24 protein-coding genes and 2 pseudogenes are annotated in these 20,107 nt (G+C 39.8%); 4 read left to right on the top strand and 22 right to left on the bottom strand.

Features of this window, described 5'->3' with window-relative positions; translation table 11 throughout:
* Window positions 1-242 precede the first annotated feature (242 nt).
* On the top strand, window positions 243-1,436 hold the full coding sequence (locus BUA88_RS14075; RefSeq protein ID WP_072917368.1) for an IS110 family RNA-guided transposase: 1,194 nt from the start codon (window positions 243-245) through the stop codon (window positions 1,434-1,436).
* A 350-nt stretch (window positions 1,437-1,786) separates the two neighbouring features.
* On the opposite strand, the gene BUA88_RS14080 is transcribed toward BUA88_RS14075, so the two are convergent.
* From BUA88_RS14080 to BUA88_RS14100, 6 genes and pseudogenes are all read right to left on the bottom strand, one after another.
* Window positions 1,787-2,560: an N-acetyltransferase gene (locus BUA88_RS14080; protein ID WP_072919129.1), complete on the bottom strand. Its 774-nt coding sequence runs from the start codon at window positions 2,558-2,560 to the stop codon at window positions 1,787-1,789.
* A 2-nt stretch (window positions 2,561-2,562) separates the two neighbouring features.
* A pseudogene (locus BUA88_RS16735) lies at window positions 2,563-2,655 on the bottom strand (GyrI-like domain-containing protein); the annotation flags it as partial.
* Window positions 2,656-2,688: 33 nt separating this feature from the next.
* Window positions 2,689-3,600, bottom strand: coding sequence for a helix-turn-helix transcriptional regulator (locus tag BUA88_RS14085; protein ID WP_072919131.1), 912 nt, complete (start codon window positions 3,598-3,600; stop codon window positions 2,689-2,691).
* Between the two features lie 179 nt (window positions 3,601-3,779).
* A complete protein-coding gene (locus tag BUA88_RS14090; RefSeq protein ID WP_072919133.1) occupies window positions 3,780-4,328 on the bottom strand; it encodes a cyclophilin-like fold protein in 549 nt (182 codons plus the stop codon).
* Window positions 4,329-4,382: 54 nt separating this feature from the next.
* Complete coding sequence (locus BUA88_RS14095) at window positions 4,383-5,384, bottom strand: alpha/beta hydrolase (protein WP_072919162.1); 1,002 nt, start codon at window positions 5,382-5,384, stop codon at window positions 4,383-4,385.
* 15 nt (window positions 5,385-5,399) lie between these two features.
* Complete coding sequence (locus BUA88_RS14100; RefSeq protein WP_028247709.1) at window positions 5,400-5,624, bottom strand: hypothetical protein; 225 nt, start codon at window positions 5,622-5,624, stop codon at window positions 5,400-5,402.
* 146 nt (window positions 5,625-5,770) lie between these two features.
* On the opposite strand from BUA88_RS14100, the gene BUA88_RS14105 reads away from it, so the two are divergent.
* Entirely contained in the window at window positions 5,771-6,646 is an 876-nt protein-coding gene (locus BUA88_RS14105) for a LysR family transcriptional regulator (RefSeq protein WP_072919134.1), read from the top strand.
* A 30-nt stretch (window positions 6,647-6,676) separates the two neighbouring features.
* Here BUA88_RS14105 and BUA88_RS14110 read toward each other — a convergent pair whose 3' ends face one another.
* The 14 genes and pseudogenes from BUA88_RS14110 to BUA88_RS14175 all read right to left on the bottom strand — a co-directional run bounded on the left by BUA88_RS14110 (window position 6,677) and on the right by BUA88_RS14175 (window position 17,147).
* Window positions 6,677-7,669, bottom strand: a complete 993-nt coding sequence (locus BUA88_RS14110) for a serine hydrolase domain-containing protein (RefSeq protein ID WP_072919136.1) — start codon at window positions 7,667-7,669, stop codon at window positions 6,677-6,679.
* Window positions 7,670-7,773: 104 nt separating this feature from the next.
* Window positions 7,774-7,935 (bottom strand): annotated as a pseudogene (locus BUA88_RS16740) (TIGR04076 family protein); the annotation flags it as partial.
* Complete coding sequence (locus BUA88_RS14115) at window positions 7,929-8,546, bottom strand: DUF6434 domain-containing protein (RefSeq protein WP_330390310.1); 618 nt, start codon at window positions 8,544-8,546, stop codon at window positions 7,929-7,931. The gene BUA88_RS14115 and the pseudogene BUA88_RS16740, both read right to left, overlap by 7 nt.
* Window positions 8,547-8,584: 38 nt before the next feature.
* The gene (locus BUA88_RS14120) at window positions 8,585-9,097 is read right to left on the bottom strand and encodes a GNAT family N-acetyltransferase (RefSeq protein ID WP_072919138.1); all 513 of its coding nucleotides are present in this window, start codon (window positions 9,095-9,097) and stop codon (window positions 8,585-8,587) included.
* 85 nt (window positions 9,098-9,182) lie between these two features.
* On the bottom strand, window positions 9,183-9,671 hold the full coding sequence (locus BUA88_RS14125; protein WP_072919140.1) for a GNAT family N-acetyltransferase: 489 nt from the start codon (window positions 9,669-9,671) through the stop codon (window positions 9,183-9,185).
* Window positions 9,672-10,029: 358 nt separating this feature from the next.
* Window positions 10,030-10,587 carry an AAA family ATPase gene (locus tag BUA88_RS14130; RefSeq protein WP_072700508.1) on the bottom strand — a complete coding sequence of 186 codons (558 nt, stop codon included), beginning with the start codon at window positions 10,585-10,587 and terminating at the stop codon, window positions 10,030-10,032.
* Window positions 10,588-10,591: 4 nt separating this feature from the next.
* On the bottom strand, window positions 10,592-10,771 hold the full coding sequence (locus BUA88_RS14135; protein WP_022754341.1) for a hypothetical protein: 180 nt from the start codon (window positions 10,769-10,771) through the stop codon (window positions 10,592-10,594).
* A gap of 128 nt (window positions 10,772-10,899) precedes the next feature.
* Complete coding sequence (locus BUA88_RS16670) at window positions 10,900-11,955, bottom strand: DUF3795 domain-containing protein (protein WP_072919142.1); 1,056 nt, start codon at window positions 11,953-11,955, stop codon at window positions 10,900-10,902.
* A gap of 452 nt (window positions 11,956-12,407) precedes the next feature.
* Window positions 12,408-12,956, bottom strand: coding sequence for a GNAT family N-acetyltransferase (locus BUA88_RS14145; protein ID WP_072919143.1), 549 nt, complete (start codon window positions 12,954-12,956; stop codon window positions 12,408-12,410).
* Between the two features lie 42 nt (window positions 12,957-12,998).
* Window positions 12,999-14,000: a GNAT family N-acetyltransferase gene (locus BUA88_RS15950; RefSeq protein ID WP_083572544.1), complete on the bottom strand. Its 1,002-nt coding sequence runs from the start codon at window positions 13,998-14,000 to the stop codon at window positions 12,999-13,001.
* A 178-nt stretch (window positions 14,001-14,178) separates the two neighbouring features.
* Window positions 14,179-15,258, bottom strand: a complete 1,080-nt coding sequence (locus BUA88_RS14160) for a plasmid recombination protein (RefSeq protein ID WP_072919144.1) — start codon at window positions 15,256-15,258, stop codon at window positions 14,179-14,181.
* Between the two features lie 207 nt (window positions 15,259-15,465).
* Window positions 15,466-15,699: a hypothetical protein gene (locus BUA88_RS14165; protein WP_026521217.1), complete on the bottom strand. Its 234-nt coding sequence runs from the start codon at window positions 15,697-15,699 to the stop codon at window positions 15,466-15,468.
* A gap of 107 nt (window positions 15,700-15,806) precedes the next feature.
* Window positions 15,807-16,781, bottom strand: a complete 975-nt coding sequence (locus tag BUA88_RS14170) for an AAA family ATPase (RefSeq protein ID WP_072919145.1) — start codon at window positions 16,779-16,781, stop codon at window positions 15,807-15,809.
* 129 nt (window positions 16,782-16,910) lie between these two features.
* Window positions 16,911-17,147: a hypothetical protein gene (locus BUA88_RS14175; RefSeq protein ID WP_013280038.1), complete on the bottom strand. Its 237-nt coding sequence runs from the start codon at window positions 17,145-17,147 to the stop codon at window positions 16,911-16,913.
* A gap of 164 nt (window positions 17,148-17,311) precedes the next feature.
* Here BUA88_RS14175 and BUA88_RS14180 point away from each other — a divergent pair, with 164 nt between their 5' ends.
* Together BUA88_RS14180 and BUA88_RS14185 are read left to right on the top strand one after the other, a co-directional pair.
* Window positions 17,312-17,836, top strand: a complete 525-nt coding sequence (locus tag BUA88_RS14180) for a helix-turn-helix domain-containing protein (protein ID WP_072919146.1) — start codon at window positions 17,312-17,314, stop codon at window positions 17,834-17,836.
* A gap of 54 nt (window positions 17,837-17,890) precedes the next feature.
* Entirely contained in the window at window positions 17,891-18,943 is a 1,053-nt protein-coding gene (locus BUA88_RS14185; protein ID WP_072919147.1) for a tyrosine-type recombinase/integrase, read from the top strand.
* A 156-nt stretch (window positions 18,944-19,099) separates the two neighbouring features.
* Here the strand turns inward: BUA88_RS14185 and rpsI are convergent, their stop codons facing one another.
* Together rpsI and rplM are read right to left on the bottom strand one after the other, a co-directional pair.
* On the bottom strand, window positions 19,100-19,492 hold the full coding sequence (gene rpsI, locus BUA88_RS14190) for a 30S ribosomal protein S9 (RefSeq protein ID WP_015550822.1): 393 nt from the start codon (window positions 19,490-19,492) through the stop codon (window positions 19,100-19,102).
* Between the two features lie 13 nt (window positions 19,493-19,505).
* On the bottom strand, window positions 19,506-19,934 hold the full coding sequence (rplM, locus tag BUA88_RS14195) for a 50S ribosomal protein L13 (protein WP_015550823.1): 429 nt from the start codon (window positions 19,932-19,934) through the stop codon (window positions 19,506-19,508).
* Window positions 19,935-20,107: the final 173 nt, after the last annotated feature.

Consider the following 20,107-nt stretch of genomic DNA (forward strand, 5'->3'; position numbering starts at 1 on the left):
CGATTCTTAATATATGAGTAGAGGCTTTTATAGTCTCTGCTCTTTATTTATGATGAAGGTGATTGGTCTGACGGAATCTTCGATTGGGACACCACGCCCGGAGACAAATGTGTCAGCCCGCCTTCATCGTTCTACATTCGATTCAGCAAGTTGGGAAAGTATTTCTCCCGTTTAACTAAAGAATATGAGTGAACCATGAAGAGCCGGATCCAATCAATATAAATCGAAAGGAGATACTCTCTATGATTGCTGTTGGTATTGATGTTTCAAAATCCAAAAGCACAGTTGCCATCCTCAATGGAGATGGTAGTATCCGTGCTAAGCCTTTTGATGTTCACCACGTCGCTGATGATTTGCAGGCATTAGTCAACTACATCAAAGGAACTTCTGAACCCCCGACCATACTTATGGAGCCCACCAGCCACTATCATTATCCACTCCTAAAAGCCTTTCAGGAAGCGGATCTTTCTGTTTGTCTAATCAATCCCTACCAGATGAAGAAATATGGCGATACCGAGCTTCGGAAGGCGAAAACGGATAAAAGGGATGCCCTACGGATTGCTCAGTATGCTCTCGAAAAATCTTACACATTGGTTCCTTACACTCCTACTGATCAAAAGTATGAAGATCTTCGTTTTCTTTCCAGGCAATACACCCAGAGGATATCAACCCTTACAGTTGCCAAAGTACAACTACTCAATCTTCTGGATGAAACGATGCCAGGTATTACGACTATCCTTCCTCTTAAAAGCCGGGATCCCGACAACTGCGTTCTTCTGCGCTTCATTAAGCGTTTCAAGTCCTTTGACGTGATCCGAAAGATGGGTAAATCGCGTTTCCTTGACAGCTATCAGGTCTTGGTCAAAAAAACGAAAGATTATTATGCCGGTGCCAAAGGATTGGCCATCTATGAACTCGCCCTTAACAGCATTACAACGCGCGGTGAAAACCCTTTGTCATCCATGGCTCAGGATCAGTGTGTTGATCTTGTATCAACGTCGCAGAAAGCTGCTGATGAGATCAACCTGCAAATGAGAATCATCGCAGAAACCATACCGGAATATAAAGTGCTGCGTTCCATGGCTGGCGTAGGTGACCGGCTCGGCCCCATCATACTCGGAGAAATCGGTGACGTACGCCGTTTTCACAGTGGAAAAGCGCTCAATGCTTATGCCGGCAATGATGCCCCGCCGTATCAGTCCGGACAGTTTGAGAGCCGGAATCGTCACATCTCTAAACGTGGCAACCCGGCTCTCAGAAAAGCTTGTTTCGAGGTTATGCAGGCTCTCAAACTGACAAAACCTCAGGATGATCCTGTATACCTTTTTCTGCTCAAAAAGGAACAGGAAGGGAAACCCTACAACGTAGCCAAGATGGCTGCCGTCAATAAGTTCCTGCGGATCTACTACGCTCGTGCAATGGAGTTGTACAAGTAAATCCGTCCGCCTTCATTATAGCCGTAAACTGCCGGCCTGCAACAGCAGGTCTTATTAAGGTTACTCTTTTTCTGTTCTCAAAGTGCTCAAGATCTCCAAAAATCAGCTTGACAAACATTAGCAAGATTTGTCTTAGTCTATTATCCTGAAAGTTAATCTATTCAGAAATACTTAAATTTTTTCTTTGTAGCAACTGTTTGTAATTATACCTATATCTACCATCCTGTACAATATTATGTGCATAAAACAAGGGCGTTTTCACGCCCCTGCCTATTGCACTATCAGTTATTCGTCTCTCAGGTCTTAGATTATTCCTATTAAGATTTGGACTTTGCTGCTCCTTCCTCTGATCAACTATCGCCTGGCTTTCTCTTAGCTTTTGCATTGACCAGTTTTAAAAACTTCTTATCATTCATTTGCTCATTAGTTACATAATCCCCATCACAGAACAGTGCATATGTGGTAATTGGTGTTGGAGCATTCTGAGCCTGATCTCTGGTCTCTATTCTGATCGCTCTAAACGGTATTCCATTGTTCTTAGCAGTCTCTTCCAAAACAGGCACATACTTGGCATTAAATGGGCACTGATTCGTGTAATAAAGCACGTATCCTTTTTCATCGATACGAGGATACTTTGCACATTCCTTGAAGCATGGTGTTTCAACACTTTTTTCAAAAGACAGATACCACAGCTGGATTCCATTATCGGCTTCATCACAAACTTGAAAGCCTTTGAATGCTAGAAACTTTGGATCAGAAAGGAATGGCTTTTTCTTAGCAGCAGATAATATGCAAATTCCCTTCTTCCCCTTTTCCTTACTGTCCTTTATGCACTCATTAAGAAGATCACTTGAATATCCATGTCCCTTTAAGGAACCTGAAACCCACAGACAATCGATATACATATATTCCGGTGCATTTATCGGATTCCACGCATACTCTGCCGGGATATATTCAATAAAGCATTTACCGCGTTCGACACTCTTTAAGAAAACAAGCCCTTCATCAAATCTGTCAGCAAGCCAGGCTTTCTTGGATGAAACCTGTATATCTTTATTGTTTGATATAGCACAACAGATGTGTTCTTCTTCAAGATTATCCTTGGATACTCTTATATACTCCATCTTCAGCTCTCCTTTCTAATAGGATGTCTTATAACCGTCTTAAGCTTCTCTGGCACCACTTTCCTTGCATCGCTAAGGTAAATCTCTATCCTCAACAAACAATCCAAAACCATCAAGTCTCATTTTCATTAGCCCTCCTTGTAAATCGTCGCCATTTTCTGTACCATCTTTGAAATCTGCCTCCTGACTTCTACCGGCTCAAGCACTTCTGCTTTATTTCCAAAGGTCATTATCCATGTGATCAAATTATCTGAGTCCGTGTAATCCGCAGTAAACATAAGTCTACCATCCTCTGTTTCCGTAAAACAGTTTGGTCCGAATTCCTCCACCAGACGCCACTTTACATCCTTTGAAAACAGCGCTTTTACCTTGATTCCACCAGGAAATATCTTTTCTGTAGACAGATCAGGTAATGGAGCGTTTCTGCAGACAAATCCTTTATCCGTTTCAACCACTTTAACCATGCGGTTTAATTTAAATAGACGATAATCTTTGCGCTTTTGACACCATCCATAGACATACCAGCTGCTCCACTTAAACACTACATAATATGGCTCAATAGTTCGTTTTCCTTCTCCCGCCTGAGCATAATAGTGGAAGGTCAAAAGATGCCTGTTTTCTATCGCATCCTGAATAGTAGATATCTTTGGAGCCAGCGATGTCTTGTACCAAGAAGACAGGTCGATAAGGACAGAATCCCTACCGCTGATAAACTCCGAAGAACCTGCCTGGAGCTTCTCCATAAGCTGCCCATAATATCCGCTTCCACTAACACTATCAAGGCTTCGTAGTCCCGCCAGGATCATCTGCATGTCACGGGATGTCAAAAGAGTCCTATCCATCTTATAGCCATCCATGATGCTTATACCGCCTCCAACTCCCTGGGTCGTTTTGATTGGTATTCCTGCCTGACAAAGAGTCTCAATATCTCTGTTTATGGTTCTTCTAGACACCTCGAAATGCTCAGCCAGCTCCGGAGCTGTCGTCACCTCTTTTTGCAAAAGAATTGATAGTATGCCGATCAGTCTGTCTATCTTCATTTGATTACCTTCTATGATTATAATACAAGCACAAACACGTCATCTATATGTCATGTTTATATTCTACACTACTTTAGACAACAAAAAAACCACAACCAGATGGTTGTGGTTTTCTGAAATCTGCAATAGCAGATGATTATCTCTTTCAGAACTTTTTCATTGCCTCACTTCTCATAAGCTTATTCAGTAATACTTATTGTTACGTTAACGTCCCCGGAACCAAGCCTTTTTTTCATTTCTTCCGCAGATGTATTTTCAATATGCCCGAGCTTTGTATAAGCCCAGCTATTTGAACCGTAAAACACTACCAGCTGATTACCTGAATACAAAACAATGTCCCCTGCACTTGTAGTCATCTGCTTATCATTCCTTGGAATAGACTGACCAATAGAGCCAACCTGCTCAAAGTCGCCATACATAGACATATCAATGATGATAGGTTTATCTTCAGCCAGATTCTTCAGAGCTTCTACTGATTCATTTTCTTCCCAGATTACCTGCATCTCTTCATCATTTATAAAAAGCTTAAGCATATTTTCCGTCGACCTTTCATCATTAGTAATTACGTCTTCTTCATCCTTTAAGTGATCTTCCGTTGCCGTATTACTGTTCGTTTTAGCCTGTGTATTCTCATTATATCCACATCCAGTAAAGAGGGTTACAGCCATCACACATAATGCTGTAAGCGCTTTACCTGTATTTTTACAAAAGAGATTTTCCAAACTCATACACCTCCCGCTTTTCCTCTTCTTTGCCTTCTGCTTCACACATGTCATCTTTCCTTATTTAAGATATTCATTAAAGAAGCTCTCAAGTTTATCAAACGGAATATAATCCTTATCTCCTCCATCATACAGATCTGTATGAACTGCATCTGGAATGATCATCAGTTCTTTATTATCAGCATATTTGCTGTCCTTTATCATGTCGGCATAAGCGTCTTTACTGAAGTAGCAGGAGTGAGCCTTCTCGCCATGTACAAGAAGCACTGCACTTCTGATTTCATTGCTGTATTTAAGGATTAGCTGATTCACGAAGGATTCACAGCCTATCACATTCCATCCATCATTGGAATTAAGGGAACGGGCATGATATCCGCAATCAGTTTTGTAGTAATCAAAATAGTCTTTTACAAAGAAAGGTGCATCTGCAGGTAGAGGATCTACAACACCTCCCGCGCGCTTATATTCTCCATTCTTTAAATCTTCAAGACGCTGAGCGCACAAAGCCTTTTTCGCTTCATATCTCTTTTCTTCACTGTCATCGGCATCAAAGTAACCTTTTGCATTAACTCTTGTCATGTCATACATAGTCATTGCAGCTGTAGCTTTGATTCTTGTGTCAAGAGCAGCTGTATTGATAGCCATTCCGCCCCATCCGCAGATTCCTATGATTCCTATTCTTTCCGGATCTACCTTTTCATTAAGTGAAAGAAAATCAACTGCAGCCATAAAATCCTCTGTATTGATATCAGGTGATGCCATATATCTTACGTTGCCGCCTGACTCTCCTGTAAAAGAGGGATCAAAGGCTATTGTAAGAAATCCTCTTTCTGCCATAGTCTGAGCGTATAATCCTGAACACTGCTCCTTAACAGCTCCGAAAGGTCCTGATACTGCAATAGCCGGAAGCTTGCCATCTGTATCCTTTGGTATATACATATCTGCCGCAAGAGTTATCCCGTAGCGATTTGCAAATGTCACCTTGCTGTGTTCTATCTTCTCACTCTTTGGAAAGGTCTTATCCCACTCTGTTACTAAATTAAGTTCTTCTGTTCTGATCATCATTTGATACCTCCGTCATCTCTGCTTCATTTCGTTTTCGATTTTTCTTAGCATGAAATCCATGCAGTCAACTTTTCTTCCACATTCGTGGTACTCGTCCATGGCTCGGCATCTTTCTTTTTTCAGAAGCCTTACCATTTCATCGATACTGCCTGACTCAAATCTTTCCAAGATAGTGTCTGTTGCCTCATTACAGCATCCCGCATCTGAAAGGCTTTGCTTTAGATATTCTTTATCCATGAGTATTCCTTATTTCCATGTAACTATTTCACTTACAATTCTATTATATGAGCTTGTAAGATTTTTTGCTAATAGTTATAATGAATATCATATTATTCCATTTTGGCATATCATTCAGCAATGAGCAGTGCAGGAAAGGAATCACCATGGAAATCAGGACTTTACGATATTTTTTAGCTGTAGCAAGAGAAGAAAACATGAGCAGAGCCGCTGAGATACTGCATGTGACTCAGCCAACTCTATCCAAACAATTAAAATCATTGGAAGAAGAATTGGGTAAGAAGCTATTTACAAGGCACAGTTTCAGTATAAAGCTGACAGAAGAAGGAATTCTTCTCAGAAACCGTGCAGAAGATCTTGTGAGCATGGCTGATAAAATCGAGCAGGAATTTGTTTCACTTGATGACATAAGCGGAGGCGATCTTTACCTGGGACTTGCAGAATCTTATCAGCTAAGATTCCTTGCAAGAGCAATCAAGACCTTTAAAGAAAGCTATCCCAATCTCCATTATCACATCACAAGTGGTGATACAGAGCAGCTATCTGAAAAAACAGAAAAAGGGCTTCTTGATTTTGTTGTTCTGGTTGAGCAGCCGGACATCAGAAAGTATGAATATATAGAATTTCCACAGGCTGATACCTGGGGACTTATCATTCCTGAAAATGACCCTCTGGCAAAAAAGGAATCCATTCGTTTGGATGACCTGATAGGATTACCTCTTTTCTGCTCAGATCAGGCTTGGAACGGAGATATAAAGAAATGGGCCGGGAGCAGATTTTCAGAGCTACAGCTTGAAGGTTCTTTCCGTCTTTCCTACAATGGCTCTATTTTCACAATGGAAGGTCTTGGGTATCTTCTCACATATGATCACCTTATTGATACATCAAAAAACAACGGCCTTGCATTCAGACCGTTGTCTCCTAAGCTTGAAAACAAAATATATTTCGCATGGAACCGCTATCAGGCATTTACACCTATAGCAGAAAGATTTTTATCGCACCTAAAAGTTCTAGTGTTATAACCCATCTTTTTGGACTACTAACCTCGACAATCACTCATTAAGTGAAGGCAATACTTTTTGCTCAATAAATTCAACTCTGTCAAAGATTCTCGGCTTAAATGTACCTGTCATTCCAACCGATACATTTTCCTCTTTGTTTACATAGATAATATTTCCGCTGTCACCAATTGCCGCATATACATCTTTGTCATCGTAAGGCTTATACCATAAATATCCATAGTTCATGAAGCCAAAGCGCTCACCAAGCTTAATATGTGGTGTCAGCATGTCTTTTATATATTCTTCTGAGATAATTCTTTTCCCATTATATAAGCCACTGCCTAAAACCATCGCCCCTATCGCAGCCATGTCTCTTGCCGACATGCATAATCCCCAACCCGCAGTAACGCAGCCCCGAGGGTCGCTGTACCATTCATATTTCCTTGGATTCTTATTCATGAAAAAATCAAACTGATCTTCTTTGGAGCTGTCTCCATGCGCTATTCGCTCAGGAAGGTTCAACGGCACAAACAGATTATTGTTGGCAAAATCTATACACTTCTCGTCGGCTGCCTTCTCGATTATCCCTGCCAAAATCTGAATACCAAGCGTAGCATATCTGAACTCACCTGTAATTCCGCTACGTCCTCCGAGATAATCAAGGATTGCAAGCGTAAAGTCCGGGGAAGTACATACCTTCTTCCAGGGTTCTGACCTGCCTTTATAAGGAGCTGTCATAGTGAGCAGATGCCTGATTGTGACATCATATATGGTCTTCTCTCCACGCTTTACAATGTAATCAGGGAAAAAATCTATCACCTTTTGATCCAGGTTTTTGATATATCCCCTGTCCAAAGCAATCCCTGCCAGTAATGCCATAATACCTTTCGTCACGGAATTGACATTCATCGCATCTAGAGTCTTGAACCCATGCCAACAATCATCAAGTACCACCTCATTGTCTTTAATGGCATAAATCTGGCATATGTTACTCTCGTTTCCGGTGCTTTCAGAAACGTATTTATGAAGTTGTTCTTTCGTCATTAAAAAACCTCCTCTTAGGAATGATTCGGACGTCCTAAGAAAAGGCTAATATGATTAAAAATTATTTTCAAGAAAAATCTTAAAAATCTTTATATTCTGGGATATCATTTCAAAGGATAATCCCAGAAACCACCTGTATGAAAGTTTTCATTACCCAATGGTTTTGCTGTCAGTTCGAAGACAACACATCCATCTGGGCACACAACTGTTTTGGAGTATTTCCCATCTCCACCAACTTTGGTTAGATTGCCACCACTTCTTACTGTTCCAACACTTTAAGATCAGATCTCTCATATTTGTTTTGACCTTTGAGGCTTTTCTTATACTTCCAGCATCTTATAGCATCATCCAGCGAAGCACCTTTGTTATCTGCAAAGAAATCCCTGATATAGGTATTATACTCAAACTGCTTTCCAATAACGGTCTGCCCCTGCTTTGTTGTTCTTTTGATCTCATAATAAGCATCAATGGCATCACCATATGTTTTCCCGGAATTCGCTTTGAGCCATTTTTGAAATGTCACATTGAAAGAAAACGACTCCCCTATTTTGCTCTTAAAAAAGGCTCTATGAACCTCCGAACAAATAATGTTCTCTTCAATTTTACTGGCCTCTGTTATAGTGGTTATCTTTGCCTTTCTTTTAGTAGATGCTGTCCCCGATGAATTCTTGATTTTCCCCGTATCAAGATAGTATGCAATCCTCTCAGTAAGCTCTTGTTTTCCGCCGGAAGCAGGCAACCCGTTATCGTGGCAGAACTTTACAAGTTCTTCCTTCAGGTAATAATATTCAAGAAAATCTTGTCTCTTTAATCCCAACGTTAGTGTAGGTCTTTCAGACATACTGTCCTCCAATATCTTCCGATTTATTGTTCCCATTTTTCCTACTTCCTTAGCACATTTTACTGAAATTAATCTTACACAGAGCACATCATCTGAAGGTCAAATGGTTCTTCTTCAGCAATTTCTTTTATTGGGTTAACTGTCAAATCACTCCCCATCGCTCTGTAAAACGCAATCGTCTCCTCTGAAGAGCAAGCAGATATGTACAAAGCTTCCGCACCATTTTTTCTTGCTTCATCTTTTCCTACTTCAAATAATCGTCTGCCGATGCCTTGACCTCTACATTCAGAAGATACCTGCATCATATCAAGAATCATATATCGACCTTTTAGCTGTTTTAATAGTCCTATAAAACCAACAACTCTATCATTTTCTAATGCAATGTATGTAATATATTCATCACTGCTTATTTGCTTGGCTACTGAACGTTTTTTATTTAAATCCCAATCTTCGGTATATTTGCATTCAATCAATATATATTCCCCGTCAATTCTGCGATATACCTTATTTACATCCTGTTTTCTGTTATATGAATCCAATGAATTTATAGAGAAATTCTTTTCTGATAATAATTCTATTTTAATCAAATAATAAATCTCCTTGCTTCTAGACATTTATACGATTGAAAATATATATTAACTTTTTTCTATCAATTCTTTTGCATAATCCCTCTTATTTAGTCGTTCGTATCATTCTGACTTCCACAATCGGAGAACCCAGTTTTATTACTTCTTCTCGTCCATCAATACAAAAGCCACATTTTTCATAAAACTTGATTGCACGCTTATTATCCTTAAGTACCCAAACTGCCACCGTTTGGTAATCGAGTTCACCCAAACCGGCTTGCATAAGTGCCTTGCCAACACCGGTACCACAGTATTCTTCCAATACATAAATTGCAAAAATCTCGCCAGTCTCAGTTAGTTCTTCATCATGGTATTTTCCATAACCCACAAATCCAACTACCTGATTGCCATCTTTTGCAACTATAAGATTATCAGGCCACTTGAAAGCAATTTCTTCACACTTTGCTAAAGTCATTGAATCCAGATAGCTTTGATCCACTATTCCTTTATATGCATCCTGCCATGACTTCCAATGAACATAAGCTTTCCCTTTAATCTCTTCATCAGATTCCATTTTCTTTATCTCAATGCCCATATTCAATCTCCGATGTACCTTAGTCTATTATGCTGAAAGTTAATCTATTCAGAAATGCTTAAATTTATACTTTGTAGCAATTGTTTATAATTATACCCATATCTACCATTCTGTTCAATATTATGTGCATTAGTCTTGTCCCACCATTCCTTGAATGTTTTGAAGGCTTTCGCACACAAAAAAGACCCGGTACATTGTACCGAGTCTTCTGAAATCTGCCGAAGCAGTGATTATCTCTTTGAGAACTATTAATGAAGTGAAAGTGCCGTATTTTAGGCATTTCTCCTTCAAGTTGCTGTTTACCTGTTGCGTATGGTAGAAAGCTCAGGGCTACTGTATGCGGCTGGTGGCAACTTTGTTATTCTTTATTGTCAAACCATTTAGGAACTTTGTGGGATAATCTCACAAGACTACCATCTTTGTAAATTGCAAATCTTCTAAAATCTTCTGTGTTATCATATACCGCAACAAGATTACAAAGAGGAAGAACTCGCCAGAAAGCTTCTAATGATGCGATATATCTTCTTTCGATATCTGCCTCAGCTACTCCATGTCCACCTTGTGATACTCTTTTTGCAACACGCTCTTTTGCAATTTCAACACTATCTAATCCAATATAATGCATTTCAATTAAATAGCCATTCTCTTTTGCCATTGTAATATTTCTGATCACCGAATTGCCACACAATGTAGTTTCTTGGTTAAAGCTTGCTCCCTTTTCAATATATGAGTTAAGAAGCGAAACTGCTCTTTTCCCAGCTTTGAAAATATCAGCCAGACTCTTCCAATCTCCTCCAGATTCCTTAAGTATCTCATCCGCATTTACTCTGTTTTCACATTTAAGATCCGGATCAAGCTGATATAACGTAGATTTACCTGCGCCATTAACTCCCGCAACTATAGTAAACTTTTTCATCTACTCAAAAAAGATTCCTTTCAACAACTTCTTTTTGCCTTCTTTGTAGTAAAAAATCTCCTACCATCTCATAGAAATCTTTTTCTTCTTCAGTCTCACTCTCAAGAACAAGCTGTAAAGTATCCTTAGGATTTAATTTAGCTATTTCTTTATAGATATCACTATATTTTTTTACATCACACATAGACGTACCTCGTAAATCAAAGCTCAACACAAAAGTAAAATAGCCAAGCTCCACGCTCGGCTAGGTCCCAAGTGATATTCGCACCTGGCAACTCTGTTATTGATATAATAGCATATTTATAGGCTTTTTCAAGTTTCCTCCAGAATTCTCAGTCCTTCCTTATAATCCTGTCCCAAAACTTCCTGTGTCTTTTGGAAGTCATACTTCTCATGTAGTCTGTCATGAACCTTTAAGAACGCCTTCTTTCCGTATTTCCTTATATATAATGCCTGAGCCTTTGCTGCATTTGCTCCGTCATTTGATGGAATATAGAACCCTTTATTGCAATTTTCGAGCTCATCACACTCATAACATCCGTCCAAATCTTTTTCCTTACAGCATTTCACATTCGGACATATTCTGTCCTCAGCACAGGTGGCAAAAGAGCAGACATTGTACTTCGTTCTGCAGGATCCGCACCACTCTGAAAGGAAACAGTGATTACAGGAAAAGCCACAATAAGCAATAGGATCAACACCCTTTCGTGCTATCTTGCAGAGTTTATTCTTGATGCGGCGCATGGCTTCGATATGCATGATCCAGTGACGGCTAAATGGCATCTGAATCAGTCCTTTTATATCCTTTCCGCACCAGTAATCAATCAGCCAAAAGGCCTTCTCATTCTCACTGACACATTTACTGCGGATAAGTTTTTCCTTTACATCGCCGCCGAATTTTTGCTTTAAATCCTTGTATGTCAGATTTCCAAGAATCTGATCCGTAGACTCCTTTACAGCTTTTACATACAGATATAGTTCTTTAATATTCAGTTTTTCTGAAAACTCTGCAATCTCGTTTCCCTGAAGTTCATTACCCGTAGTAATAATAGGTGCACCAATGCGATTATGAAAGTCATGTGTAAAAAGGATTTGACTATCCCCTGCTATCATCTCATGGGCAACTATATCTTCAATCCTGAAAATATGCCAGATAGAATAGGCAAGGGTTTTACTGTGATATCCATCTGCACCCGCAAAAGGCATTTTGGCAAAGGCCTCATCCGGATATCCACTCACAATCTGTGTGATCTGCTCAAACATTTCCTCACGGAAAGCCAAGAGCTTCTGAATAGCATCTTTAAAGGTTGCTTCCTTCGTCATCAATTTCTGTATTTCTTTATTGTTTTCTGACCATGATTTGTCCATAATCTATCTTCTCTCATCGGTTAATCCGGCATTATTATTCCATATTGCTTTCTTACATTTTAATAAAGTCATATCAAAATAGGCAAGCCTTATCCTTAATCTTTAAGCCCAAAAGTGGACCACTAACCCCGTCCCCCTAGTCCACTTTCGGGCGCAAAAAAAGACCCGGTACATTGTACCGAGCCTTTGAAATCTGCAACAGCAGATGATTATCTCTTTGAGAACTTTTTCAATGTCCTAAGTGCTGTGTTTGTGGCATTTCTAGGACGAGTTGCTGTTTACCTGCTGCGTACGGTAGAAAGCTCAGGGCTACTGTATGCGGCTTGTGGCAACTTTAATAACCGCGATTAAAAATAATACTCTGATTTTACTTTCTACTCATTAAATCTTTGTCTGTCTTTTGTAAGATTATCTTCCGATAATTCGCATCGAGCCATGCGTTGGGATAACGGTCAAAGCTTTTTCATCATCCAACACGCATCCATGTAAGACCCGTCTGCATATTTCATGTTGTCAGGAAAAATCCCATATTTTTCAAATCCCATTTTTTCATATACAGTAATTGCATTTTTATTCTCGACCATTACTTCCAGTTCAGCCTGTTCATAGCCTACTTCCTTTGCCACATTCAAAACCGTTTGAAGCATCGCCGTTCCTATTCCGCAGCCACAGTATTCTTTATAAAGAGCTATTGCAACATCGCATCTATGCCTATATCTTTTGTATGGTGCAATGCTCATAAGAGAACAATTTCCTATATGCCTCCCATCGATTAAGGCAATAAGCATTAGTTCGCGTTCTGCATCTATTTTTGCTTGCAGGAACTTTTCTTCATTCTCTTTTGTTATCGTGATTTCTTCAGGTTCCCTGATTAGATAAGGAGTTTCTGCGCTTGTTACCTTCAAATACTTGATCAAATCATCGGCATCCTCTGGTCTAGCATTTCTTAGTATGATTGTTCTCCCAAGCTTGTCCTTAATAGATATTTCTCCAAATACCATTTTCTATATCTCCTCACAATTTATACTGCAATACAATTTCTATTATATGCAAATTCTATACCGTTCAAGATTTACATTATCGCACTCCAGGTATTTTGTCTCAATATATTCTCCACCATTAGCCAAAATAGTCTTCCTGCTTGCAATATTCGTTGGCACACAACTAACGTATACTTCCTTAAATCCAAAAGCCGTTAAAAAATCAAGAGACTTTGCAAGCATTCTTTTAGCATATCCTTTTTCCCTTTCTGATGGCCTAACAGAATAGCCAACATGACCTGTGAAGTCTTTCATACGCTGGGTTAAAACGTTGTGAACCTGCATACAACCTACCATTTTCATATCGGATTTCCTAAATACCATAAGGACATTGCCCCAGGCACCATGTTCATCTGCAACTCTGCTCGGATTCGCCCAGCCTATACAATAGTCTACATATTCCTTTGGATCAGGCATTCTTTTCATAGAAAAGCATCCATCAAAACTTGAATCCACATCCAGCATTTCCTGCCTATAAGCTGTGATTTCGTCTGCAAAAACCATTGAAGGTTCTATAAAAAGAAGTTCGTCGTCAGCGGTAGTTTCCTTTCCAAAAGTATATTCAAGAGAAAACTTCTCGCATACAACTCTGGATTCTTCCGTAAATTCAATTCCGTCTTCCTTCGCTTCTTCTTCAAAAAACTCCTTATGCACCTCTCTCCAGTATTTAAGGGATCTATCACCCTCTCCTTCAGAATATGCGTGATAAGGAGGCACTTCATTAAACTTTCTTATGTATACATCGTAGTTTTTTATAACGCATACAGCTTCATTCTTACTATTTAACAAAACGCTGTAATCACCTGCCTTAGGAAGCTCATCAAGAGCATCTTCTGCTTCGTATGCATCATAGAGACTAGCTGTGCCAAACTTCTTTCCCGCAAGGACTAGTCGGAGAAGGTCATCTCCTTCTTCATCTTCGCCAAAGCTCCACGCTTCATAAGGGGTATTTATATCTATTCCTTTTTTGGAGCAATATTCTGTCCATAACTGTTCTGCCTTCATTTTTCCTCCATAAAAAAGCTATCATTGTACATTATTCCGCAATAATCTATTCAGAAATACTTAAATTTTTTCTTTGTAGCAATTGTTTATAATTATACCTATATCTACCATCCTGTTCAATATTATGTGCATAAAACAAGGGCGTTTTCACGCCCCTGCCTATTGCACTATCAGTTATTCATCTCTCAGGTCTTATATTATTCCTATTAAGATTTGGACTTTGCTGCTCCTTCCTCTGATCAACTATCGTCTGGCTTTCTCTTAGCTTTTGCAAAATGCTTGTTTTAGCCTTTTCAGCTACCTCAGGCTTCTTGGTCTTATCCCACCATTCCTTGAATGTTCTGAAGGCTTTCGAGACTAGTTTTCCCAGTGTGGTCTTAGGATTTTCGAGTGTTGCGTATCTCATGAATTCCTTTTTCATTTCTGTATTTACCACTGAGTCCACATATTGGTTAACTGTGCTTTCAATGTCCTCCTTCATTTCTTTAGCCGTTCCGTCCAGAGCTTCAATCTGTGTCTCCTTCTCCTGGCACTTATCTTCCAGCTTTTCATATTCTTGCTGCTTTAGCCTTAAGTAGAATTCTTTTGAGAAGTCGCTATTCCTTCCTTTTTCCTTTGGCTTTAAGGTTTCATCTCCAAAGATCTCCGGGTGGTCTATCATCTGATGCTCTACAAAATCGTGCATTAGATCTTGTATTTTTTCTAGTCTCTCCTGATCAAACACTTTTGTTTTTGCCACCTGTTTGCTTAGTCCTCGTTTGTATCCTGTTGCTACCGGAACTCCTACTACGTGCATATGAGGTGAATCCTCATCCAAGTGTGTTACCGCCGATGCGATTTTGAATTCCGGAACTATCTCTTTTACATATTCAAGCTGATCTCTCAAGAGTGGCTTCATTGCATTCCACTGCTCTCTCGTCTTATCTGCCCAGAATTCCTTATCCCCTACTTGGAGAATTACCTCCGTAGCCACATCATTCTTTTTACTTTCGGATACATACTCCAGATAGTCAGGAATCTGTCTGTCACTTCTTTTACCTTTGTTGTATTCCGCAAGTGCCTCAGAGAATTCCCTTTCATAAATCTCTTTTACATCATCGAGAACATTTACTTCACTCCCGACTTCCACTTCGATCATTTCTTCGTTATACTCTTCGCTTTGAAATAATCGAAGATTGTGTTTGCTCACCGAAACCACATCTCGCGTTTTAGTGAGCGAATGCTTCTTACATGAAATGTGAAATGTCACTGTTATCATAAACAAACTCCTTTCGTAATATTTTTTTGCCGCCGGCAGGCCCCTCGGAGAGCCCCCGGATAATGATGTGTAATGTCATTATCCATAGGGGGTTACCCATAACGACACGTTATGGGGAAGCTCGCTCCGCTCGCCTGCCAAGCCATTCATTCCTTGGCTGATTATTACCGGAGCGTGTCACGCTCCCGTTCAATCCATCAAGGGAAATCACCATCTAAAATCCCTGTGCATTCCCACCATATCGAGGTAGTCCTGACGAGCTTTTTTCTTCTCCTCTTCTGTGGGTGCTGTCTTGAACTTTGAATAGATTTCATGCCTCACTAGTTTTTCCATCTTGTCTTCAAGTTCTTTTTTGATCAGATCAGTATCTTCATCAAACTCAAAGACCAGTAATCGTACCAGCCTTATAAATAATTCCTGTGATATCTGTACGTTTTTCATTCGTCCCTTTCTTCTAGTCCGCAACAATGCAGTGTCTTTATCTTTTTACAACCTTGCAATCTTAAGAGTGTAACTTCAGATACCTTACATTGTTGCGGTCTTGATTATCATTCGTTCTCTTTCAATATCCAGTACCAGGTATTGTTGATTCTCCTGGCTTTTATCCCAAGTTCATTTTTGGCTATCTCCAGAGTTCTTTTTGATATATTCTCTTCTTTAGCCAGTTCTACTGCCTCGTTACTTGGGATCATATTATGGTCTTCAGCCAATTCTCTCAGAAGAGCTATCGCCTTTTCCTGCTTATTCGCTTTCGGTGCAATTCCTCCGAGAACTTCGTCTGCGGTTATTTCATAATCTCCAATCCACTCGAATCCCTTTTCTGATAATCTGAAGGCCTTTGAATGTCCAAATGCTGCTAAGTTGTTCTTTATTTGGACTATTGCCCTTAGTTCCGGTTCTCCTTCTATCCTTCCTACCAGCAGGACACTTCTTGCTACTGCGTAGAAGTCAATTGATCCCATCCCTCGATAAGCTGCCTTGTTTCCGGAAGCTTTGTTCATGTGTCCGATTAGGATGATTGCACATTTGTACTTCTCCGGCAGAACTCCCAGCTTCTTAGTCATATCTCTTGCTTCGTTAGCTCTATTCATATCCATTCCGCCTCCGAGATATGCCTGTAGTGGATCCAGAATCAAGAGTTTTGCTCCAGTCCTTATGATTGCCTGTTCAACTCTCTCATCTACCATTGATAACGATTTATCACTCTCATCTATCACATGGATTTTGGAGCAGTCAGCCCCGGCACCTTCAAGTCTTGGCTTTACCGTATCAGCCAGTCCATCTTCTGCTGTCTGATATATGATGTTTATTGGTTCCTCACTCTGCAGACCTGTATCTAACGAAATTCCTTTTGATAACTTCGCTGCTGCATTTAGTACAAAAGTAGTTTTTCCATCTCCGGGATCTCCCTGAATGATGGTAAGCTTTCCATATGGTATAAACGGATACCATAGCCAGGAAACTTCTTCAGCTTCTACATCTGACATCTGGATAAGCTTTAATTCTGGTTTGCTTATTTCCATTTAGATTCCTCCAATCTTATTTTTTTGTTGAACTTGGCCGGAACCCTTGCTATACTTTATTTAATCGAATTTACAAAAGCTCCGGCTTTTCATTTACTCTCTTGTTACCAGCAAGAGAGTTTTTTCATTTTAGACTGCTTCTGGACTAAAGTATCCAATCTCTTCCCACACCTTTCTGTCTGGACAATAGTAGTTGTATTCACTGGAATTCTCTTTCTTCATGGCATATCCAAATTTGAATATTCCCTGTTGGATTCCAATTCTTACAAACTGCGCATCTTTGTGCATTGCCTCGGCAACCTCAGTTATAGGAACATTTCTACCGGTAAATCTTGGTAGTTCTACATATAACTTTTTGTCTTCCATACTTTTTTCACCTCCTCCCGTCCAAAATACGAATTATCAGTTCGTATTTTGATAATACGTCTTAATAATTCATTTGTCAATATATAATATGTATTTATAATTCGTATTACGCTCTTGCAATTCGTATTACCACATGTTACAATTCACACAAGGAGGTCAGTACAATGAATAATGGATCTGATATAGGAAATAGAATTAAAGAAGCCAGAAAAGCTCAGCACCTCAGTCAGACTGAACTGGCTAACAGGCTAGGCAAAACTATGCGTACCGTACAGAAATATGAAAGCGGTGAAATAGAACCTTCAATAGGTATACTAAATGAGATCGCAAATATTCTTAATATCTCCCCGGCAGAACTTATTGGATATCAGAAGAAGAACATCACTTTAGATACTCTCTCAGATGTCCTCTATGTTCTAAACGAATTAAATAAAAAAGCAGATCTTCACTTCAATATAGACGTAAATCGCCCGCCAAAAACTGAAGAGTGGAGCTGTAGCCTTAAATTCATGGGAAACGATGCAATAGCAGAAAACAACGCAGATCTCTGCCTTTTTCTGGAAAGATACGCAGATGAACGAGAAAGCCTTGAACAAGGCCTATCAAATGAAGATAGATTTAATCACTGGTTTGAAACAGAGCTGGCATACTACGCAAATGTAGCATTGCCCGATAAGAAAGGTGATTAAGGGACTATCCCCTTTTTCATAAATTACCTGAGCATCAAAGGAGGTCGATATTATTTGAAATTACCAAACGGATATGGAAGTGTTATGAAAATGTCCGGGAAACGCAGAAAACCCTATATGGTAAGAGTAACCACCGGATGGACCATTGATCCGGAAAAAGGTACCAAAAAGCAGACGTACAATGTCATAGGATATGCTGAAACCAAGCAGGAAGGCTTGCAAATGCTATCAGATTATCGTCAGAATCCATTTGATACAAAAGCAGCCAAAATGACATTCACAGACGTATATAATGCCTGGTCTGAAGCAAAGTATCCTGCCATCTCTAAATCCAACGTACACGGGTATACAGCCTCATATAACGTATGTGGCACCCTTTACAACAAAACTTTTAGAGATATAAGGCTGGCGGAGCTTCAGAATGTCATTGATACCTGCGGAAAAAATTATCCTACACTCCGTAAGATCAAAGTCCTTTTCAATCAGCTTTACGATTACGCCCTTAAGAACGATATCTGTAACAAGGACTATTCCGAATTTGTAGATATCCTCAAGTATAAGGACAAAAATCCAAATAAGGTTGAGAGAGATATCTTTTCAAAAGCTGAGATTGACAGGCTATGGGAACTCAAGGATGATCCGTTCTACCAGACAGTACTGATGCTGATTTACAACGGCTGTAGAATATCTGAACTACTGGATTTGGAAAAGAAAAATGTTCATCTTGAAGAACAGTATTTCGATGTGATACTAAGTAAGACTGAAAATGGTATCAGAAAGGTTCCTATAGCAGATAAGGTTCTCCCATTCTACAAAGCCTGGTATGAATCCTCTGACTGTGAATACCTTCTTCACACAGATGACAACAAAAAATTCACCTACAGGAACTATAAAGACAGCTACTGGACACCACTAATAGAAAACCTTGGTATGGAGCACAATCCTCATGATACTAGGCACACCTGCATATCAATGCTGGCGGAAGCTCATGTGGATCCTACAATGATCAAGAAAATCGTAGGACACTCCGGAGCAATGTCTCTGACAGAGAAAGTGTACACACACCTTGATATCCAGTCTCTGGTAGAAGCAATAAATAAAATCTAAGACTTGATAATTTTGCTGTCTACCTGCTGTTTACTCGCTGTTTACGGTACAAATTTTTCTGCGTTTCACCACAACTGAATACAATTATAGATAAAAGAAAAACCCCAGAAACACTGAGTTTCTGAGGTTTGAAAATTCTTTTTGAATCTCGAAAGATTATCTCTTTGAGAACTGAGGTGCACGACGAGCAGCCTTTAAGCCGTACTTCTTACGCTCCTTCATACGAGGATCTCTTGTAAGGAATCCTGCAGCCTTAAGTGTAGGTCTGAACTCAGAATCTACCTCAAGGAGTGCACGTGAGATACCGTGTCTGATAGCACCAGCCTGGCCAGTGTATCCGCCACCCTTAACGTTAACGATAACGTCAAACTTCTCTACAGTACCTGTAGCTACAAGTGGCTGACGAACAACTACCTTTAATGTCTCAAGACCGAGGTACTCGTCGATATCTCTCTTATTTATAGTGATCTTACCTGTGCCAGGTACAAGATATACTCTAGCAACTGAAGACTTTCTTCTACCAGTTCCATAATACTTTGTATTAGCCATGATCTACCTCCTATTAAAATGTAAGCACTTCTGGCTTCTGTGCCTGCTGCTTGTGATCTGGTCCAGCGTATACGAAAAGCTTTGTGTACATCTGACGACCAAGTGGTCCCTTTGGAAGCATGCCCTTAACAGCGTGCTCGATAACTCTGTCAGGGTGTGTGTTGAGCATCTCACGAAGAGTTGTCTCCTTCATACCACCAACATAGTCTGAGTGATGATAGTAGATCTTCTGATCAAGCTTCTTACCTGTAACCTTAATCTTCTCTGCATTAACTACGATAACATAGTCACCACAATCAGCGTGTGGAGTGAAGACTGGCTTATTCTTACCTCTTAAAACCTTTGCAACTTCTGCACAAAGACGACCAAGTGTCTGTCCTTCTGCATCAACTACATACCATTTTCTCTCAAGCTGAGATGGGTTTGGCATATAAGTATTCATTGAGAATTCCTCCTTAAATAAATCTGAAAAAGCTCCAAGAAAGTGATGTCCGGGCACTGTCTCGGAAAGTTATAGTAAAACCTGTCTCCGGGCTAATGGACACAAGTCTCCTTACTACATCAACTATGACATTCTACTATAGGAATCCAATGACGTCAATATAAAATTTACGT

The sequence above is a fragment of the Pseudobutyrivibrio xylanivorans DSM 14809 genome, assembly GCF_900141825.1.
Lineage (GTDB): Bacteria > Bacillota > Clostridia > Lachnospirales > Lachnospiraceae > Pseudobutyrivibrio > Pseudobutyrivibrio xylanivorans.